Origin of the sequence: Flavobacterium sp., from assembly GCF_029945805.1 — a bacterium.
Lineage (GTDB): Bacteria > Bacteroidota > Bacteroidia > Flavobacteriales > Flavobacteriaceae > Flavobacterium.
The window spans coordinates 28,718-47,442 of the sequence record NZ_JAQSDH010000011.1; the positions used below are offsets into that span (position 1 = coordinate 28,718).

11 protein-coding genes are annotated in these 18,725 nt (G+C 34.8%); 7 read left to right on the forward strand and 4 right to left on the reverse strand.

Going from position 1 to position 18,725, the window contains the following annotated elements; translation table 11 throughout:
• Positions 1–398: 398 nt before the first annotated feature.
• Positions 399–1,424: a LacI family DNA-binding transcriptional regulator gene (locus PSU83_RS02630; RefSeq protein ID WP_300586399.1), complete on the reverse strand. Its 1,026-nt coding sequence runs from the start codon at positions 1,422–1,424 to the stop codon at positions 399–401.
• Positions 1,425–1,650: 226 nt separating this feature from the next.
• Here PSU83_RS02630 and PSU83_RS02635 point away from each other — a divergent pair, with 226 nt between their 5' ends.
• The 7 genes from PSU83_RS02635 (at position 1,651) to PSU83_RS02665 (ending at position 15,569) form a co-directional block, all read left to right on the forward strand.
• A complete protein-coding gene (locus tag PSU83_RS02635; protein ID WP_300586401.1) occupies positions 1,651–4,605 on the forward strand; it encodes a SusC/RagA family TonB-linked outer membrane protein in 2,955 nt (984 codons plus the stop codon).
• 12 nt (positions 4,606–4,617) lie between these two features.
• On the forward strand, positions 4,618–6,240 hold the full coding sequence (locus PSU83_RS02640; RefSeq protein ID WP_300586403.1) for a RagB/SusD family nutrient uptake outer membrane protein: 1,623 nt from the start codon (positions 4,618–4,620) through the stop codon (positions 6,238–6,240).
• A 23-nt stretch (positions 6,241–6,263) separates the two neighbouring features.
• Positions 6,264–7,409 (forward strand): SusE domain-containing protein, encoded by a 1,146-nt coding sequence (locus PSU83_RS02645; protein WP_300586405.1) that lies wholly within the window; start codon positions 6,264–6,266, stop codon positions 7,407–7,409.
• Between the two features lie 73 nt (positions 7,410–7,482).
• Positions 7,483–10,389 carry an alpha-amylase family glycosyl hydrolase gene (locus PSU83_RS02650; RefSeq protein ID WP_300586407.1) on the forward strand — a complete coding sequence of 969 codons (2,907 nt, stop codon included), beginning with the start codon at positions 7,483–7,485 and terminating at the stop codon, positions 10,387–10,389.
• Between the two features lie 115 nt (positions 10,390–10,504).
• Complete coding sequence (locus tag PSU83_RS02655) at positions 10,505–13,276, forward strand: AsmA-like C-terminal region-containing protein (RefSeq protein WP_300586409.1); 2,772 nt, start codon at positions 10,505–10,507, stop codon at positions 13,274–13,276.
• Positions 13,277–13,300: 24 nt separating this feature from the next.
• The gene (locus tag PSU83_RS02660; RefSeq protein WP_300586411.1) at positions 13,301–14,629 is read left to right on the forward strand and encodes a hydroxymethylglutaryl-CoA reductase, degradative; all 1,329 of its coding nucleotides are present in this window, start codon (positions 13,301–13,303) and stop codon (positions 14,627–14,629) included.
• 22 nt (positions 14,630–14,651) lie between these two features.
• Positions 14,652–15,569, forward strand: a complete 918-nt coding sequence (locus PSU83_RS02665; protein WP_300586413.1) for a GYDIA family GHMP kinase — start codon at positions 14,652–14,654, stop codon at positions 15,567–15,569.
• 71 nt (positions 15,570–15,640) lie between these two features.
• Here PSU83_RS02665 and PSU83_RS02670 read toward each other — a convergent pair whose 3' ends face one another.
• From PSU83_RS02670 to gcvH, 3 genes are all read right to left on the reverse strand, one after another.
• Positions 15,641–17,833: a gliding motility protein RemB gene (locus PSU83_RS02670; protein WP_300586415.1), complete on the reverse strand. Its 2,193-nt coding sequence runs from the start codon at positions 17,831–17,833 to the stop codon at positions 15,641–15,643.
• Between the two features lie 107 nt (positions 17,834–17,940).
• A complete protein-coding gene (locus PSU83_RS02675) occupies positions 17,941–18,336 on the reverse strand; it encodes a VanZ family protein (protein ID WP_300586417.1) in 396 nt (131 codons plus the stop codon).
• Positions 18,308–18,688 carry a glycine cleavage system protein GcvH gene (gcvH, locus tag PSU83_RS02680; protein ID WP_300586419.1) on the reverse strand — a complete coding sequence of 127 codons (381 nt, stop codon included), beginning with the start codon at positions 18,686–18,688 and terminating at the stop codon, positions 18,308–18,310. Before gcvH ends, PSU83_RS02675 begins: the two co-directional genes overlap by 29 nt.
• Between the last annotated feature and the right edge of the window lie 37 nt (positions 18,689–18,725).

The window sequence follows — 18,725 nt, forward strand, 5'->3', positions numbered from 1 at the left end:
GATAATTACGCAAACGTTATTTTGTTGATAAAAATCTAAAACAGTGTTGTTGATTTCTTTATAGTACGTTACTTTTTGGTTCAATTGTACTTTGATATAAAACTATAATGAATATAATATAACTCTATAGTGATTCGATAATAATATACGTTTTTTATAGAATGATTATAGAGTCACTATAGAGTCACTATAGTATCATTAATAATATAGTTTGGTATAATGCAGGATAATTTTAGGGGTGTTGCCTGAACTACAATTGCAAAAGTACCAAAATGTTTTTTGCATGGTAAAGTCATATCAGTAGGGCTTGCTGATAAGAGAAAGAGTTAGTTACAACTCGTGAATTTACAACCGATAGGCTTTGCGCTTTGGAGAGTGATATTGGGTAATTAAAAAAATCAGAGCGTAGATTCTCTTTCTACCAATTCGGTTTCGATGACTTCAGTGCTGTATTGTTCGTCTTCTTGTTCTTCTTCTTCCGATTCTACTCTGTCAATAAGCATTTTAGCTGCTTTTCCGCCCATTTTTCTTCCGTTTTGACTCACAGTTGAAATACTTGGGGTAGAATATTTAGAGATAATTCCGTCGGTAAAACCAATTACTGAGAGCTCTTCGGGAACTTTGATGTTTAATTTTCTAGCTAATTTTATCGCCGTTACTGCAAAAATTTCGTTTACGGCAAAAACAGCATCCAATTGATTAGTACGCAATAGATTTTCTATGGAATCCTCGAAGTTTTCAGTGTCTTCGATTTTGAGAATTAAGTTCTCGTCAACTTTTATATCATTGTTTTTTAGAGCTTTAATATATCCTTCAGTACGCAGTTTACCAACACTAACATAATCAACTGTAGTAATCAGTGCAATCTTTTTAAACCCTTTATTTATTAGAAATTGAGTAGCGTCAAATGCGGCTAGGTTATCGTCAATTATGACCTTATCGCATAAAATATCATTGGTAACGCGGTCAAACATTACAACCGGCATTCCTTGATTTATGACTTCGACGATATGATGAAAATCTTTTTTTTGTTGTGTTTCTTTAGAAAGAGATATAATAAATCCGTCGATACTTCCGTTGGCAAGCATTTCCATGTTAATTACTTCTTTATCAAAAGACTCATCTGAAAGACAAACCAAAACATTATAACCGTTTTCATTGGCAACATTTTCAACGCCACTAATAACGGTTGCAAAAAAATGATGAATAATTTCAGGAATAATAATACAAATGGTCTTCGTTTTTTTATTCTTTAAGCTCAGTGCAATATTGTTGGGCTTGTAGTTGTAAAGTTTAGCAAATGCCTGAACTTTTTGTCTTGTATCTTCGCTAATCTCTAAACTGTTTTTTAGTGATTTTGAAACGGTAGAGATTGAAACGTCAAGTTCTTTGGCGATTTGTTTTAAAGTAACTTTTTTTCTCATTATGAATTTGATAAAAACTAATTTCTGAATAAAGGTAGGTGATATTTTTTATTCCGTCAGTTTTAAGGTTAAAAAATTGTAATAAATAGAAAGTTTTCAACACGAAAACGTTTTCGCCAGACATTTAACGATTGTTTATTAGGTAACGACTAATTTTTACATAAATTTAACATTCGAAGTCAAAAGTATACGCACAAAATTATTTTTTTTAACCTAAACAAAATGTATGAAAACAATTTACAAAAAGTTGTTATTTTTATTTCTTTTACTCCCTTTTGGCGCTCTGGCGCAAAGTTCTTTAACGGGTGTTGTAAATGATCAAAAAACAAATCAGCCACTTCCGGGAGTCAACGTAACAGTGAAAGGCTCCAGTATTGGATCCACTACAGATTTTGATGGAAAATTCAAAATAGCTGGATTAAAAAATGGAGATACAGTGGTCTTTTCATTTATTGGCTATGATAGCGAAACTATAGCATTTTCGGGACAAACAACAGTTTCTGTAAGTTTGTCAGAAAGCTCGAATCAACTGCAAGAAGTTATGATTCAAGTCGGCTACGGAACTGTTAAGAAAAAGGATGCAACTGGTTCCACCACAGTGCTGGCTGCAAAAGATTTTAACAAGGGTGCGAACGTATCCACAGAAGGATTATTGAGTGGTCGTATTGCGGGTGTTTCTGTTAACACTAGTGGTGCTCCAGGCTCCGGTTCTGAAATCAGAATTAGAGGTGGTGCTTCACTAAATGCATCGAATGACCCATTAATTGTAATTGATGGATTGCCAATTGCAAATACTACAACAGCGGGTTCTACCTCATTTTTAGCTTCATTAAATCCAAACACTGTTGAGTCAATTACCGTACTTAAGGATGCATCTGCAACTGCTATTTATGGTTCTAGAGCATCAAATGGAGTTATATTAATAACTACTAAAAAAGGTGGAAAAAAATTATCAGTTGACTATAATTTCCAATATGGTTCAGGTAAACTAGTAAAAACAGTTGATGTTTTCGGTGCTGATCAATTTAGGGATGTGATTACAGCTAAATATCCTAGTCTAGTTCCTACCTTAGGTAATTCAAAAACCAATTGGCAGGAAGAAATTTATAGAAGAACTGATTTTGTAGATAACAGTGTGTCAATAAAAGGAAACTTATTTAATGTGATTCCTTCTCGATTAACCATTGGGAACACGTATCAAGAAGGTTTGCGATTGACTAATGATTTTAATAGAAATACCATTTCGTTAGCTTTAGCGCCAAGTATGTTTAAGGATCATTTAAAAATTAAAGTGAATGCTAACTATACCAATGAGAAAAATAGGTTCACACCAGGTGTAGAAGGTAGCGCATTATCATTTGATCCTACTCAGCCGGTTTATGATGCGGCCTCTCAGTTCGGCGGTTTCTTTGAATATAGAAATACGGGTTTAAACACCACAACAATAGATGCATTAACGCCTAACGTTGCTAGAAATCCTGTTGCTGAATTACTTCTAACAAACGATCGAGGTTTGAACAATAGAATTTTTGGAAATTTTGAAGTTGATTATAAGTTTCATTTTTTACCAGAGCTTCGTTTTGTAGTAAATTTAGGATTTGACCAAGCTAAAGGAGAAAGAAGAAAATTTGTTCCGACCAATAGTGCTGTCGCTTTTAGCAATAATAACATAATTTACGGTAATAATGAGTACGCAGAAGAAACTTTCACTAATAAGTTACTAGATGCTTACTTCAATTATAATAAAGCATTTGGAAAACTAAATTTAGATTTAACAGGTGGTTACTCTTATCAAAAATTTGAAAAAGAGCGATTTGATAGGGGAAACATATACAACCCACAGTTAGGGGCAAATTTTCCAGAAACTACTATTGATCCAGACATCGTATTACTAGGTTATTTTGGAAGAGCTAATTTTACTTACAACAGTAAATACCTTTTAACGTTAGCCTTTAGAAGAGATGCTTCATCAAGATTTGCGGAAAATAACCGATGGGGAAATTTCCCAGCAGCCTCTTTTGCATGGAAAATTAAAGAAGATTATTTTAAAGAAAACAATACAATTTCTGATTTAAAATTGAGAATGGGTTGGGGTATCACAGGTCAACAAGACACAGGCGATGAGCGCTATGGTTACCTTGAAAGATACACACAAGGAGATGGAGTTTCACAATACTTTATTGGAGGAACAGCTTATTCAGTTGGAATCCCTTCCGCAAGAACAGCAATCAAATGGGAAGAAACAACTACTTACAATATAGGTTTAGATTTTGGATTGTTTAAAAATAGAGTAACGGGTTCATTTGATGCTTTCTATAAATTATCAGAAGATTTATTGTTTAATGCCCCGACTGCTGATGGTTCCAACTTCACAAATTCAAGTTTCCAAAATATTGGATCTTTTAGTACTAGAGGTTTAGAATTTAATTTAAATGCAGATATAGTTCAAAATGAAGGAACTGGTTTTAATTGGAATGTTAATTTTAATGCCACAACATATCAACGAAAAATAGAAGAAGTAGATCCTTTTAATAGAATTGAATTTGGAGGAATTGAAGGGGGTACTGGTGCAAATGTTCTGGTGAACCAATCTGGTTTCACTCCTGGCTCATTTTATGTATACAAACAATTGTATGATACTGCTGGTAGCCCTATAGAAGGAGCATATGCAGATTTAAATGCAGATGGTATTATCAATTCAGATGATCGATATATTTATAATAATTCAGATCCAGATTTGCTATTGGGTTTTGCCTCTAACATTAATTATAAAAATTTCGATTTTTCGTTTAACTTGAGAGCAAGTTTTGGAAATCGAGTTTTTAATAATGTGAATTCTAATAGAGCCGTTTTTGCAAGAATGCAACCATCTGGAACCCTTGCGGCTGCAAATATACCGGTCTCTGTTTTAGATACAAATTTTGAAAACACAACAAATACTTTGACGTCTGATTTGTATGTTGAAAACGCTTCTTTTTTAAGAATGGATAACATCACACTAGGATATACTTTCCCAAAATGGTTAGAAGGTAAAGCATCGCTACGATTATTTACTGGAGTTCAAAACGCTTTTGTACTTACTGATTATAGCGGTTTAGATCCTGAGATTACAGGCGGTATTGATAGAACAATTTATCCAAGACAAAGAAGTGTGTTATTTGGAGTTAATGTTAAATTTTAAAAAATTATTGCAATGAAAAAAATTAAATTAAATTTATTTATGTTTTTAAGTCTCTTGGCCGTCACGCAATCGTGCACCAACGACTTAAACGTTGTGCCACAAGATGACGATGATTTTTTGTCAGAAGATTTCTTTGCACAACCTAACGCATATAAGAGAGCGGTTGCAGGTGTTTATGGTAATCTTTCTTTAACAGGAACGACAGGTCCAGGGTCGTCTTTACTGCAAGGTATTGATCCTGGTACTAGTCAATATACCAGATGTGTATGGTATCTTCAAGAACTTCCAACAGATGAAGTTATTTGGTCCTACGAAGGGTCTGGTGATCCTGGTGTTAGGGAAATTCAAAGAAATATTTGGAGTGGAGAAAATCCTATTTTTCTAGGAATGTACAGTAGAGCCATGGTTCAAGTTGCGTTATCTAATGAATTTATCCGACAAACAACTCCTGAAAAATTGAGTGCTAGAGGCGTAACGAATGCTGCCGAAATTGCCGAAATTGGCTATTACAGAGCGGAAGTAAAAGCTTTAAAGTGTTTAGCCTATTATCACCTACTAGATTTGTTTGGAAAAGCAACTTTGGTTACTGAGAATGACCCTATTAATTTTAGAGGACAGCAAATTGAAGGTGCAGCTTTGTTTTCTTATATCGAGTCTGAACTATTAGCTGTTTTACCGTCGTTAAAAGATGCAAGAACAAATGAAAGCGGTCGTTTAGACAAAGCGTTTGCTTGGGCAATACTTTCTAAATTGTATTTAAATTCAGAAGTTTATACTGGAACTCCAAGATATACAGATTGTATGACGATGTGTTCAAATATTATTGGAGCAGGTTATCAATTAAAACTTAATTATTTAGATAACTTTAAAGCAGATAATAACACATCTTCTGAATTGATTTTTGCAATTCAATCTGACGGTGTAAAAACACAAAATTATGGTGCAACTACGGTAATGTGTAATGGTCAAGTAGGTTCAATTGAAGGAAATGGACAAAATTTGTATGGTGTAGGTGGTTGGGGAGGAGCATTGCGCCTTCGCAAGCAGTTTGTCCAAAAGTTTGACGGATCAGAATATGATTTCGACTCTAGAAAAACGATTATCTCGGCAGGAAGACCAATAGATATTGCAAATGTAGCAATACAAGCCCAAGGTTATGTTTTAGGTAAATGGTCAAATAGAACCTCCACAGGTTTACCAGGGCAGAACTCAACGTTTGTAGATACTGATTTTCCATTGTTTAGATTGGCAGATTTTTACTTGATTTATGCAGAAGCTCAAATGAGACAAGATGGAGCATCTAACGGAAATTCAACGGCAAATGCTGATGGAACTTCACTTGGTTATATCAATGCCTTAAGAGAACGCGCTAATGATGGTAATTTTGCAAACGTTACAACTGGTCAAGTAACACTGAACTTTTTAATTGATGAAAGAGCAAGAGAGTTGCACTGGGAAGGTCACAGAAGACAAGATTTAATTCGTTTCGGAAAATTCACAGGAGGTAATTATGTTTGGGCATGGAAAGGAAATGCTACTAATGGAGTTTCAATACCAGCAAATTTAAAAGTATATCCGTTGCACCCAAATACAATTCTTGCCAATCCTAACTTAATACAAAATTCAGGTTATTAATTATTAAAACAAAAATCATAAAAATGAAAAATACATTCAAAATACTTATTGCAGCTATTGCATTTGTCGGGATATCATCTTGCACAGACGAAAATAATTTAACCATATCTGAACCAACAACAGAAACATTTTTGATAAAAACTCCTTTGAATGGAGATTCAATTATTCTTTCAGAAGCTACTCCGTCAAATCCAGGAATTTCGTTAACATGGAACCCTATGGATTACACAACTACTTCGGTTATTAGCTACACAGTTCAAATTGCTGAAGATGGTACCGATTTTGCTGATCCAATAGATTTAGGAACAACAACTGATCTTTTTGCTACTTTTCAAACTGCTGATTTCAATTTAAAATGTTTGACCGTTGGTGCAGTTCCATTTGTACAAACAGCAATCAATGTTAGAATTAAATCAACTTCTGGTACTGTTGGTGCACAACCTGTTTATTCTAACTCAATAGTTTATTTAGTGACAGCTTTTGGTTGTTTAAATCAATATGCTGTTGGACAAGGATTACCTCAATCAGGGTGGAACTGGAATAGTCCAAGAACTTTATTATGTGATAATGGAGTTTTAACTATGACTGCCGATTTTTTGAATGGGTCAAGTGATGCTTTCCGCTTCTTTACGACAGAAGGCGATTGGAATACTGGAAGAAACTACCCGTTCTATACAAATTTGGGTTATAAAATCGTTTCCACACTAATTAATAACGGTGATGGCGATCAAAATTTCAGAAATGTTGGTCCTGCAGGTAAATATAAATTAACTATTGATAGCAACAATAAAACTATTAATGTTGCACCAAGAACAACAACTGGAGCTTTTGAACCAACATCAAGTTGGTTGGTTGGAGCGGCTACTCCAGGGGGGTGGTCATGGTCTGGAAATAACGAAACAGAATTAGGATTAGTTGATACAGGCATTTATGAAGTGGCTTTGAAATTAAATAATAATGAAGCATTTAGAGTGTTTTTAGGGAACAATGGTGGAGATAGCTGGGGACTAGGAGATCGAAATTTCCCGTATTATGTTTCTAACAGTTACACTATTGACTCAGAATTAGAAAATGCTGCTGATGGCGATTCTAATTTTAGATATACTGGTCCAACAGGAGTAAGAATATTTAAAATTAACTCTATTACTAAAGTAATATCAGTAGATTAATACAAAATTAAAATTATTTAAATTTAATAATGGACTGAGAATTTTTTCTCAGTCCATTTTATATCATAAAGCTATGAAAAAGAGATATTTTACTTTACTATTAGTGACACTCTGGAGTTGCTTTTCCTTTAGTCAAGTTTATACTACAGTACCATCAACGGTGCTTGCGGATCAATCTGCTGTAATTACATTTAATAAAACAGGAACAGAATTAGCACCCTACACAGGAATAATTTATGCCTACATAGGTGTTACCGTAAATGGCGTTCGCTTTCAAAACATTAAAGGAAGTCCTGTTTTTAACAGTCCTTTACATCCGCAATTAACTCAAGTTACATCATCAACTTACAGTTTGACAATAAATCCAGATCTATATACGTATTTTGGGGTTCCAACAAGTAGCTCCATAACAGAGATTTGCGTTGTTTTTCGATCAGCTGATGCAGCTCTACAATCTAGACCAGATATTTTCATTCCTGTCGGAGCTTTTCAATATAATTTAACTGCGCCATTATTAAATAGTAGTAATATTATCGCTAGTGGATCAAATGTCGTTATAACGGCAAATAATACCAATGGAAGCGCTACTTATCAATTGTTTGTCAACGGTTCAACTACGCCAACAAATCAAGCAACTACCGCTTCCTATTCGTTTACAGATACAAATGTTACAGTAAACAAAAATTATGTTTTAAAAATTACTCAGGGCATAACGACTTTTTCAGCGAAGTTCTCCGTTATTATAAATCCGGGCACGGTCACTGGTGCACTGCCTTCTGGTTTAGTCGATGGTATTAATTATAATACTTCTGATCCAACCAAGGCAACATTAGTTTTAAACGCACCTTTTAAAAGCTTTATTTATGTGGCGGGTAGTTTCAATAACTGGCAACCTACGGCAACTTATGCTATGAAAAGAGACACTTCATCTGGTTCAACCAAATTTTGGTTAGAGTTAACAGGCTTAACCCCAGGTCAAGTATACGCTTATCAATATTGGGTTTGTGATGTCGTTAATTTACCAGCAGGATCACCTGCTATTGTTAAAACAGCCGATCCGTTCTCAAAACTAGTTTTATCTCCATTTGATGATCCAGAGATTGAAACTTTAGGAGTTTATCCAGGATTACCAGTATACAGTACTATCGCCCCTGAACAAGATAGAGAAGTTACAGTTTTACAAACAGGTCCAACTGCGTGGTGGAATTACACTTGGAGCGCCGCTACAACAAATTTTGTTAAACCAAAGAAAAAAGATCTAGTTATCTATGAGGTTTTGGTTAGAGATTTTGACTCTAGAAGAACATATCAAGATTTGATTGATAAAATTGATTACTTCAAAAATCTTAAAATAAATGCTATTCAATTAATGCCAGTTATGGAATTTGAAGGTAACTTAAGCTGGGGTTACAATAGCGTCTATCATTTGGCTGCCGATAAAAGGTATGGTTCGCCAGCAAAGCTGAAAGAATTTATCGATTTATGTCACCAAAACGGAATTGCAGTTATTCTAGACGTGGCTCTTAATCATGTTTTTGGTCGTTCACCTTTGGAAAGAATGTGGATGCTCGACACAGACAATGATGGTTGGGCAAATGCAAATGCAAATGGAGAGAGAACAACAAGTGAAAATCCATACATTAATTTAACACCACGTCACTCTTACAATGTTGGTAGCGATATCAATCACTTCAGAGAAACAGGTCCCGGTGGAAATTTAGCAAATGCTTATTCAATTGCAACAATTAAAACATGGATTGAAGATTATAAAATTGATGGTTTTCGATGGGATTTAACCAAAGGTTTTACTCAAAATTGTACCGCATCTGATGAAGGGTGTACTAATGGATATCAAGCAGACAGGGTTGCTAAACTAAAGTGGTATGCTGATAAACAATGGGAACTTGATCCAAATTTTTTAGTGATTTTTGAACATTTAGGAACAGGTGGCTCTGCGGCAGAAGAAGTTGAATGGGCAAATTATTTACGTTCAGGTGATAGCAAAGGGATTATGCAATGGCGTAAAATGACTGACCCATATGCTAATTTATTGAAAGGCAATTTTGCAGATCTTTCTGGTGTTGCTGATTCTAGCAATGATCGATTTATTGGTTATGCCGAAAGCCACGATGAAGAACGTGTAGGTTATAAAGCATTCACTGAAGCGGGCCAAACTCAGGGGAATTTAGCAAAAATTTTGCAGCGATTTCCGGCCATGGGAGCCGTGCATCTTTTGGTTCCTGGACCAAAAATGATATGGCATTTTAGTGATTTAGGAAATACAGCTTCTTTATGGACCTGTAATAATGGAAATGTTTCTTTTGCTAATCCAGATTGTAAATTAGATACAAAACCACAGCTTCAATGGAGCAATAACTGGCTGGGCTATGCCGCAAGAATAAATATTTATAATTCTTGGGCAAAAATGATCAATTTGAAAAAAACGGAAGCTGTTTTTGAAAATGGTCAGTTCGGATGGAATTTTAACGCAACAGGAAGTCCACGATTAGATATTTGGACTAGTTTAACAGCTACGCCTTCTTTAAGCTATGTTTTTGTTAGAACAAACTTTTCGGACAGCACATTGAATACAGGTGCCGGATTCCCATTCGCGGGAACTTGGTACGACTTGATGGATAATTCAACGGTTAATGTTATAGATACCAATATGAATATTTCTATAGAAACGGGCGGATTCAGAATATATGGTAATAAACCAACTGCTTTGAGTGATTCAAATTTCACTCCAATGAACACTATGAGTTTGTATCCAAATCCAACTTCGGGAACATTTACTATTAGTGGGGAGGTTTCTAAAGTGCAAGTATTTTCTATCACCGGACAAATGGTTAAATCTTTTGATGCAATTTCTTCTGAAAATTATCAATTTGACATCAACGATTTGAGTAACGGGGTTTATTTGGTTAAAGCTATTGATGCAAATAATAGCGCCAAAACAATGAAATTAATAAAACAATAAAGTTAGATTAGGATTAGTTAGTTTATTAAAGCCACGCATTTTTGTGGGGCTTTTTTGTTGTTAAAAATCTTTGAAATCATTTGCTGTAACTACTTTAGAATAGTAGTTTTGTACCATGAAAAAACCATTCAAATTCATAGTAGTCAGATTGTTAAAAATTACCGGAATTACAATTGGTACAATGCTGCTATTATTGTTTTTGATTCCAATACTTTTCCCCGGTAAAATTGCTGAAGATGTCAAAGCGTTTGCCAATAACAAATTGAATGGTGAACTGAATTTTAAAGAAGCCAATCTTTCTTTCTTCAATCATTTTCCTTCACTAACATTGACACTAACAGATTTTTCGTTGAAAGGTTCTGCGCCTTACCAAAAAGAAACATTACTTTCTGCCAATGAAGTTGCGTTCGGAATAAATGTCAAATCATTATTATTCGACAAAAAAGTGAATATTGATAAAATTTTTGTGTCCGATGCTTTGATTAATGTAAAAGTAAATGCGAAGGGCGAAGCCAATTATAACGTTTACATTTCAGATGCTAACGAGCCTAAAAGGGAAGATCCAAGTTCATCGTCATTAAGATTAGAAAAAATAGCCATCGAAAATAGTCATGTGGTTTATGATGATAAATCAACCAAAATTCTTATCGATGCCAATGGATTTAATTACGTTGGAAATGGTGATTTAGACGAAGCGATTTTCGATTTATATACCGAAGCAAAGATTGATGATTTCGACTTCACCTACGATGGCGAACAGTACCTGAAAAATAAAAAAGTAAATGCTGATTTAATTACCAAAATCAATACCAACTCGCTGGCATTTGTATTCGAACAGAATAATTTAAAAATCAACAAGCTTCCGGTCGAATTTAAAGGAAAATTTGATTTCCTAAGCAATGGGTATGATATGGATTTCAAAATTAGATCGGAAGATAGTAAGCTGAACGATTTCTTTACTGCATTACCGCCACAATATGTAAAATGGCTGGATAAATCAAAAGTAAAAGGAAACACGGATTTGTTGTTGACCCTGAAAGGAAAATACATCGCATCCAAAAATCAAAAACCCGATTTAGCCTTTGACATGAAAATACGTGATGGTTTTATCAATTATAATGAAGCACCCGTTCCAGCAACCAATATATATTTGAATTTTGAAACCAAATTGCCGTCGTTAGATACAGAACAATTGCAAGTAAACTTAGATTCTATTTTCTTCAATGTGGATAAAGATTATTTCAAGGCAATTGTAAAAAGTGTCGGATTGTCCAAACCAAAAATTGATGCTAAGATTTCATCCAAAATTGATTTGGCTAAAATGAACAAAGCGTTCGGATTACAAAACATGGACTTGCGTGGCGTACTCAATATGGATCTAGTTGCCAAAGGGGTTTATGATAAAAAGAACGATAAAATTCCGGTTGCGAATGGTAAACTCTCATTCAAAAACGGTTATGTAAAAACAATTTATTATCCAAATCCAATAAAAAACATCAATGTTTTGGCAACGGTTTCAAATAAAGTTGGTACGCTGAAAGATTTGAAAATAAACATTACTCCAGCTTCTTTCGATTTTGAAGGAAAACCAATTTATGTCAATGCTAAACTAGAGAATTTTGACAACATCGTTTATGATATTAAGGCAAAAGGCGAATTGGATTTAGGTAAAATTTACAAAGTTTTTTCCAAAAAAGGGTTGGATTTAAATGGATATATCAAAGCTGATGTGTCTTTTAAAGGTTCGCAAAATGATGCGATGAATGGAAATTATAATAAGTTACAAAACAGCGGAACGTTAGTGCTGAGAGATGTCAAAACGACATCGGATTATTTGCCAAAACCTTTTGTAATTCGAGAAGGAAATTTTGTATTCAATCAAGACAAAATGAATTTTAATGATTTCAAAGCAACTTACGGCCAGTCTGATTTCAAAATGAATGGTTTTATTCAAAATGTAATCGACTTTGTGTTCACCGATAAAGCCATTCTGAAAGGTGCTTTTTCAGTGCAATCCTCCTTTATAAACTGTGATGAATTCATATCGACAGCCACATCTAATGAAGAAACAAAAACGAGTACAGCAACTGCAGCAACGGGCGTAATTGTTATTCCATCCAATTTTGATTTACAGTTGATCGCCAAAGCGGATAATGTTAATTTTCAAGATTTGATTTTAGAAAAGGTTAACGGAAATATGCTGATTAGTAACGGCAAGTTGATATTGAAAAACAACAGTTTTGACATCATCGGAAGTAATGTTAAAATGGATATCATTTACGGAAGTGAATCGACAAACAAAGCAGCATTTGACTTTAAAATTAAAGCTAAAGATTTTGATGTAAAACGGGCCTACAAAGAAATTAAAATGTTCCGCGAGATGGCATCTGCAGCCGAAAGTGCGGAAGGAATTATTTCATTAGATTATAAAGTAGCTGGGATTTTGGACGGAAACATGCAGCCTGTTTATCCATCGCTTGTTGGTGGCGGAACACTTTCGGTTAAAAATGTAAAAATGAAAGGCTTCAAAATGTTTGGTGCCGTAAGTAAGAAAACGGGAAAAGAAGGAATTAAAAATCCAAATTTGTCTAAAGTTGATATCAAAACCACGATCAAAAACAACATTATCAATATCGAAAAATTTAAATTCAAAGTTGCAGGATTTCGTCCCCGAATTGAAGGTCAAACTAGCTTTGATGGTAAACTGAATATCAAAATGCGTTTGGGTTTACCGCCATTGGGAATCATCGGAATTCCAATGAAAATTACCGGGACGCAAGATAATCCTAAAGTCAGTCTTGGAAGGAAAAGTGATGATTTGGAAGAAACAGAGTATGAAGAAGGTTCGATTCCAACTTCAACAACAGTAACTCCAACAACAAAATAGACTACATTTGTAATTGATAAAAAAGTGCTATTTACTATGAATAATGCCGTTGCAGGGTTTTCAAAACTAACCAAAGAAGAAAAAATTAATTGGATTGCCAAGGAATATTTTGCTAATCCAGCAGAAGCTATTGAGACAATAAAACAATATTGGAACAGCGATGCCAAATTGCAGCAGCTTCACGATGACTTTATAGAAAATACGATTTCTAATTTTTATCTTCCGATGGGAATTGCTCCAAATTTCCTAGTCAATAATCGATATTATTCGGTTCCAATGGTAATCGAAGAAAGTTCGGTTGTTGCGGCTGCCGCCAAATCAGCTAAGTTTTGGTCAACGCGTGGCGGATTTAAAGCTACAGTTTTAGGTACGGAAAAAATAGGGCAGGTACACTTTATATTTAAAGGAAATCACGATAAAATACAAACGTTTTTTAATGTGGTAAAATCAAATTTAATTGCTTCTACCGAAAGTTTAACGGCCAATATGCAAAAACGTGGCGGCGGAATCACTTCACTAGAACTTCGAAATAAAACCCACGAACTAGAACATTATTTCCAATTGCATGCGACGTTTGAGACCAAAGACAGCATGGGAGCGAATTTCATTAATTCGTGTTTGGAGCAATTGGCAAAATCTTTAAAGGAAGAAGCTAGTAATTATGCCGATTTTGATGTGTCAGAAAAGGAGGTAAATGTTGTGATGAGCATACTTTCGAATTATGTTCCCAATTGCATCGTTCGTGCTGAAGTTTCGTGTAAAGTAGAAGAACTAGCAGAAAAAAAAATAGAAGATCCACGAGAATTTGCAGAGAAATTAGTTCAGGCGGTTCGCATCGCCGAGATTGAACCATATCGTGCCGTGACACACAATAAAGGAATTATGAATGGAGTAGATTCAGTCGTTTTGGCCACAGGAAATGACTTTCGTGCGGTAGAAGCTGGAGTGCATGCGTATGCTTCAAGAAATGGAAAATATTCAAGTTTGTCGCATGCTAAAATTGAAAACGGACTATTTACGTTTTGGATGGAAATTCCATTAGCACTCGGAACGGTTGGCGGACTGACCTCATTGCACCCGTTGGTAAAAATGGCGTTAGAAATTCTAGGAAAACCTTCTGCGCAGGAATTAATGCAAATAGTTGCCGTAACGGGATTGGCTCAAAATTTTGCCGCTTTACGTTCGTTAACCACAACCGGAATTCAGGAAGGACACATGAAAATGCACATCAATAATATTCTGAATCAGTTTCAAACCACTCCCGAAGAACGAAAATTAATTAAGATTCATTTTGACAATAACACGATTTCACATTCCGCTGTTGTTTCGTTTATAGAAAATCTAAGAAAATAACACTGAAACGAGTTCAGCATAAATGAAAAAAACTTTTTACAGTAACGGCAAGCTTCTAATTACAGGAGAATATTTGGTTCTTGACGGCGCTAAAGCTTTTGCGTTACCCACAAAGTTTGGACAAAATTTAAACATTGAATCATCAGAAGGAAATCTTATTGAATGGAAAAGTTACGATAGTGATGGAAGTGTTTGGTTTGAAGAAAACATTCCGTTTAGTTCAATTATTAGAAACGAACGGTTTGATGATGCAAAGAATATTAAGAATACTTTAATTGAAATTCTACACGAAGCGTATCGAATGAATTCGGATTTTATTACTACTTCTAAAGGATATAAAATTACAACGGAATTGACTTTTCCAAAACTTTGGGGTTTAGGAACCTCTTCTACGTTAATTAATAACATTGCCCAATGGTTAGAAATTAATGCATTTGAGTTGCTAAAAAACAGTTTTGGAGGTAGTGGGTATGATATTGCATGCGCGCAAAATTGTTCGCCCATTATCTATCAAATCGCAAATGAAAAGCCAGTAGTTCAATTTGTTGATTTCAATCCGGATTTTAAGGATAAGATTTTCTTCGTGTATCTGAATAAAAAACAAAGTAGCAAATCTTCTATTGCAGCTTATTATGGCAAAGAGGGAAACATCGAAAAAAGAATTCCCGTACTAAATGCTATTACGGAAAGAGTAGTTCAAGCCACAACAGCAAAAGAATTTGCCATCGCTTTGCAAAGCCATGAAATGGAAATAAGTACTATCCTTGAAGTACCAACAGTGCAAGAATCTTTGTTCTCCGATTTTGATGGCGTAGTTAAAAGTCTCGGTGCTTGGGGTGGCGATTTTGTAATGAGTATCTCAAAAGAAAATCCAACCGTGTATTTTAGAAACAAAGGTTTTGACGTTGTTATTCCCTATGAAGAAATGATAGTACAATAATAAAGCTCATCTTTTGAATGAGCTTTCTATTTTATCAATAATTCTAAGGTAGTCTAACTAATCTAAGCAGTCTAGTAGTCAAAATACCAATTAAAGATATCACATCTCAAACCAACCGAAAGCCAGGTTGTATTTTCTTTGAGAGCAGTTGCCGTTTCAGTCTTTGGACTAAAGCTTCTGTAGATAAAACTTCCAAACACTTTCATATTCGTAGAAGGATTTATCAAATAACCAGCCTGTAAATCTGCAAAAAATAGTTTGGTTTTATTGCCTTGTCCAATAGTTACGCCGGTGTCATAAGGTCTGTTGTCGGTATAATTCAAATAGATATTACTTCCATAATTCGAGGTGTCGACACCATCATTAAAATCCAATCCGCGTTCTCCAAAAGTAACTTTGGCATCCGCAAAATATCTTCCTTTGTGATAACGAGCAATTGCGATAAATTCTCTGAAATTTCCGCCCCATTGATGACCTAAACTTTGGTTGTTATGTCCATAATTTGTAATCGCTTCGCTGTGCGCATAAACATAAGGACGAACATTGTTATATTCGACTTGAAGCAATAAATTTTTGATGCTAAACGCATTGTAATATTTGGCACCTAATTGGTAACCGTATTTATTTTTCCAACTTTTATCTCCAGCTTTTACATCTTTTAGCGAAAATTCATCTAATAAGAATTGGCCGTAAATATTAATTTGGTTACTCAGTTTGTACTTGGATGTTAATCCCAACAATGCATTACCGCTTCGGGAAGATGACGTAAATTCAACGGTTCGATAGAAAATAATTGGATTAACAAAACTCATATCAAAACCACGATTGTTTTTATTAGTCCACACCACAGATTCGAATAGACCGATGTTCCAACGATTGCTAACATTCAAACTCAGGTAATGACTTGCGGCAAACTTAGTTGCATACGTTCGATCCACAGTAACTTCGGGACGAACATCTTTTAGCCACGTATAAATATTAGTATATTTTATTTTCCAAAAAGTTGTATTCAGTTTGAAAAAAGGATACGGGCTAGCACCATCGCCCAATAATAACGAACGATACCCATCTCCAATAAAATTTTTTCCGTAACCTAAATTTATATTAATGAATTTACTCGGTGTATAGGATAAATTAGCTTCTGCCAATGGAAAGTCATATCCATCTGATTTGAAATCTTTCGCAATTCCTATTCCGGGAATAATCGCTGGATTTCCTCCAGCAGGTGCGATAGATTCGGCATAACTATTAAAGTAATCTGCAAAACGGCCTTGGCTTTCATAGATTGTTGTTGTAAAGTTTAATTCTTTTCCTAGACCACCATTAAATTGTATTCCACGGGTGTTGATAAAAGTATAACTCGCAACACTTGGATCACTTTTTCCGAACTGTAGATCAAGAATAGGGTTAAGGGTAAACCAATAATCTTCGCCTTGAACTTCGACCAAGTTTTCATTCCATAATTTTCTTCCAAACCATCCTTGTGTACTTTTACGAAGCTTTTGATTCTCTTCTTTTAAATTGTAGTATTTATTTACATCAGCATAAGAATAGGGTTTTGAACCCGTGTGATTGTTTGCGCCAACCTGATTCAGCTCATCATCAAACTGCGAGTAATAACTGTGCGAAAACGGAATATTGATGTGACTTTCAAACTGTGGATTTTCGAATTTTTTAAACTTCATGCTATCCAATTCGGTCAATTGTTTATTATTGGGTTTGTAAGCAGTCGAGTTTTTTTCGGCTAAAGCCAAAGCTTCTTTTTCTGCTTGCATTTGGGCAACACTCTGCAGTGGTATCGCAATTTTGATGGTATATTTAGCATAAGTTGGATTTCCGTTATAGGCCGCTGGAGCAATCTTTGGCAATTTTCCAAAAACTATTTTACTTTCTGTAACCAGTGCTTCGTCAATCGCATCAACATAAATTACTTTGAAATTTCCTTGATCATTTACTTCAAATAACACAATTACATTTCCTTTGAAATTATTCTGTTTTAGATTTTCGGGCACATTAAAATTATTGAAGACAAAATCCTGTACTTGATTGTAAAAACAAGTTTCCAAAGCCTGAAACTGCAGACCTTCGCATGATGGAAATACTGGGAACTTTTCAGTAGCTTTTTGGGTAACTTGAGCAATGGAACTACAGCTTAAAAAAAGGAGTATAAACGGGAATATTTTATTTCTCACAAGAATTGATTTTTTTTGGTGTTCGTGACACGAGCCTAAAAGGCGAACTGACGCAGTAATCTTCGATTTCATGTTTCTTAAATATATCTTTTGGGATAATGTTTCGTAATCAGGGGATAAAAGTAAATAAAAATCCCGTCTCATCATAATAAACGAGACGGGACAATTCGTATTGTCTACTATTTAGCTTTTTTCAACTTGTCAATGTAAATAAATACAAGTAATGCGATGAGAGCTCCAATAATATTAGCCGCAACATCCAGCAGGTCTGCTTGTCTGGTTGTGGTCAATGTTTCCTGCAGAATTTCAATTAGAATTCCGAATGATATCGAAATGAAAACTACAGCGGCTATTTTTGGTAATTGTAATTCATTTTGCTGCTTCCAGAAATACGTTCCCCATAACATCGTGAATACAAAATGAAAGGTGGCATGAACATATTTGTCAGCACCGGAAACTCCAATTGATGGTAACGTATTAAAAGAAATCAAGCACAAAAAAGTAACTGCAACAGTCCAGCCAATAGCTAAAACAAGCAGAATATTTTTAAGCGCCAATAAGTTCTTTGTAAGCATCAGCTGAAAGTAATTCGTCTATTTCAGAATCATTGCTAATTTTGATTTTAACCATCCAGCCTTTTCCATAAGGATCAGAATTCACATCTTCAGGATTAGTTTCTAGTGCATCATTAAATTCGATAATTTCACCAGTTAAAGGAAGAAACAAATCAGAAACTGTTTTTACTGCTTCAACTGTTCCAAAAACTTCGTCTTTATTAAGAGTCTGATCTAAAGTTTCTACTTCAACATACACAATGTCGCCCAATTCTTTTTGTGCAAAATCGGTGATTCCTACAGTAGCCGTATCGCCTTCAATTAAAACCCATTCGTGGTCTTTTGTATACTTTAAGTTGTTTGGTATATTCATTTGATATTAAATTTTAGAGTGTAAATATAAGATATGA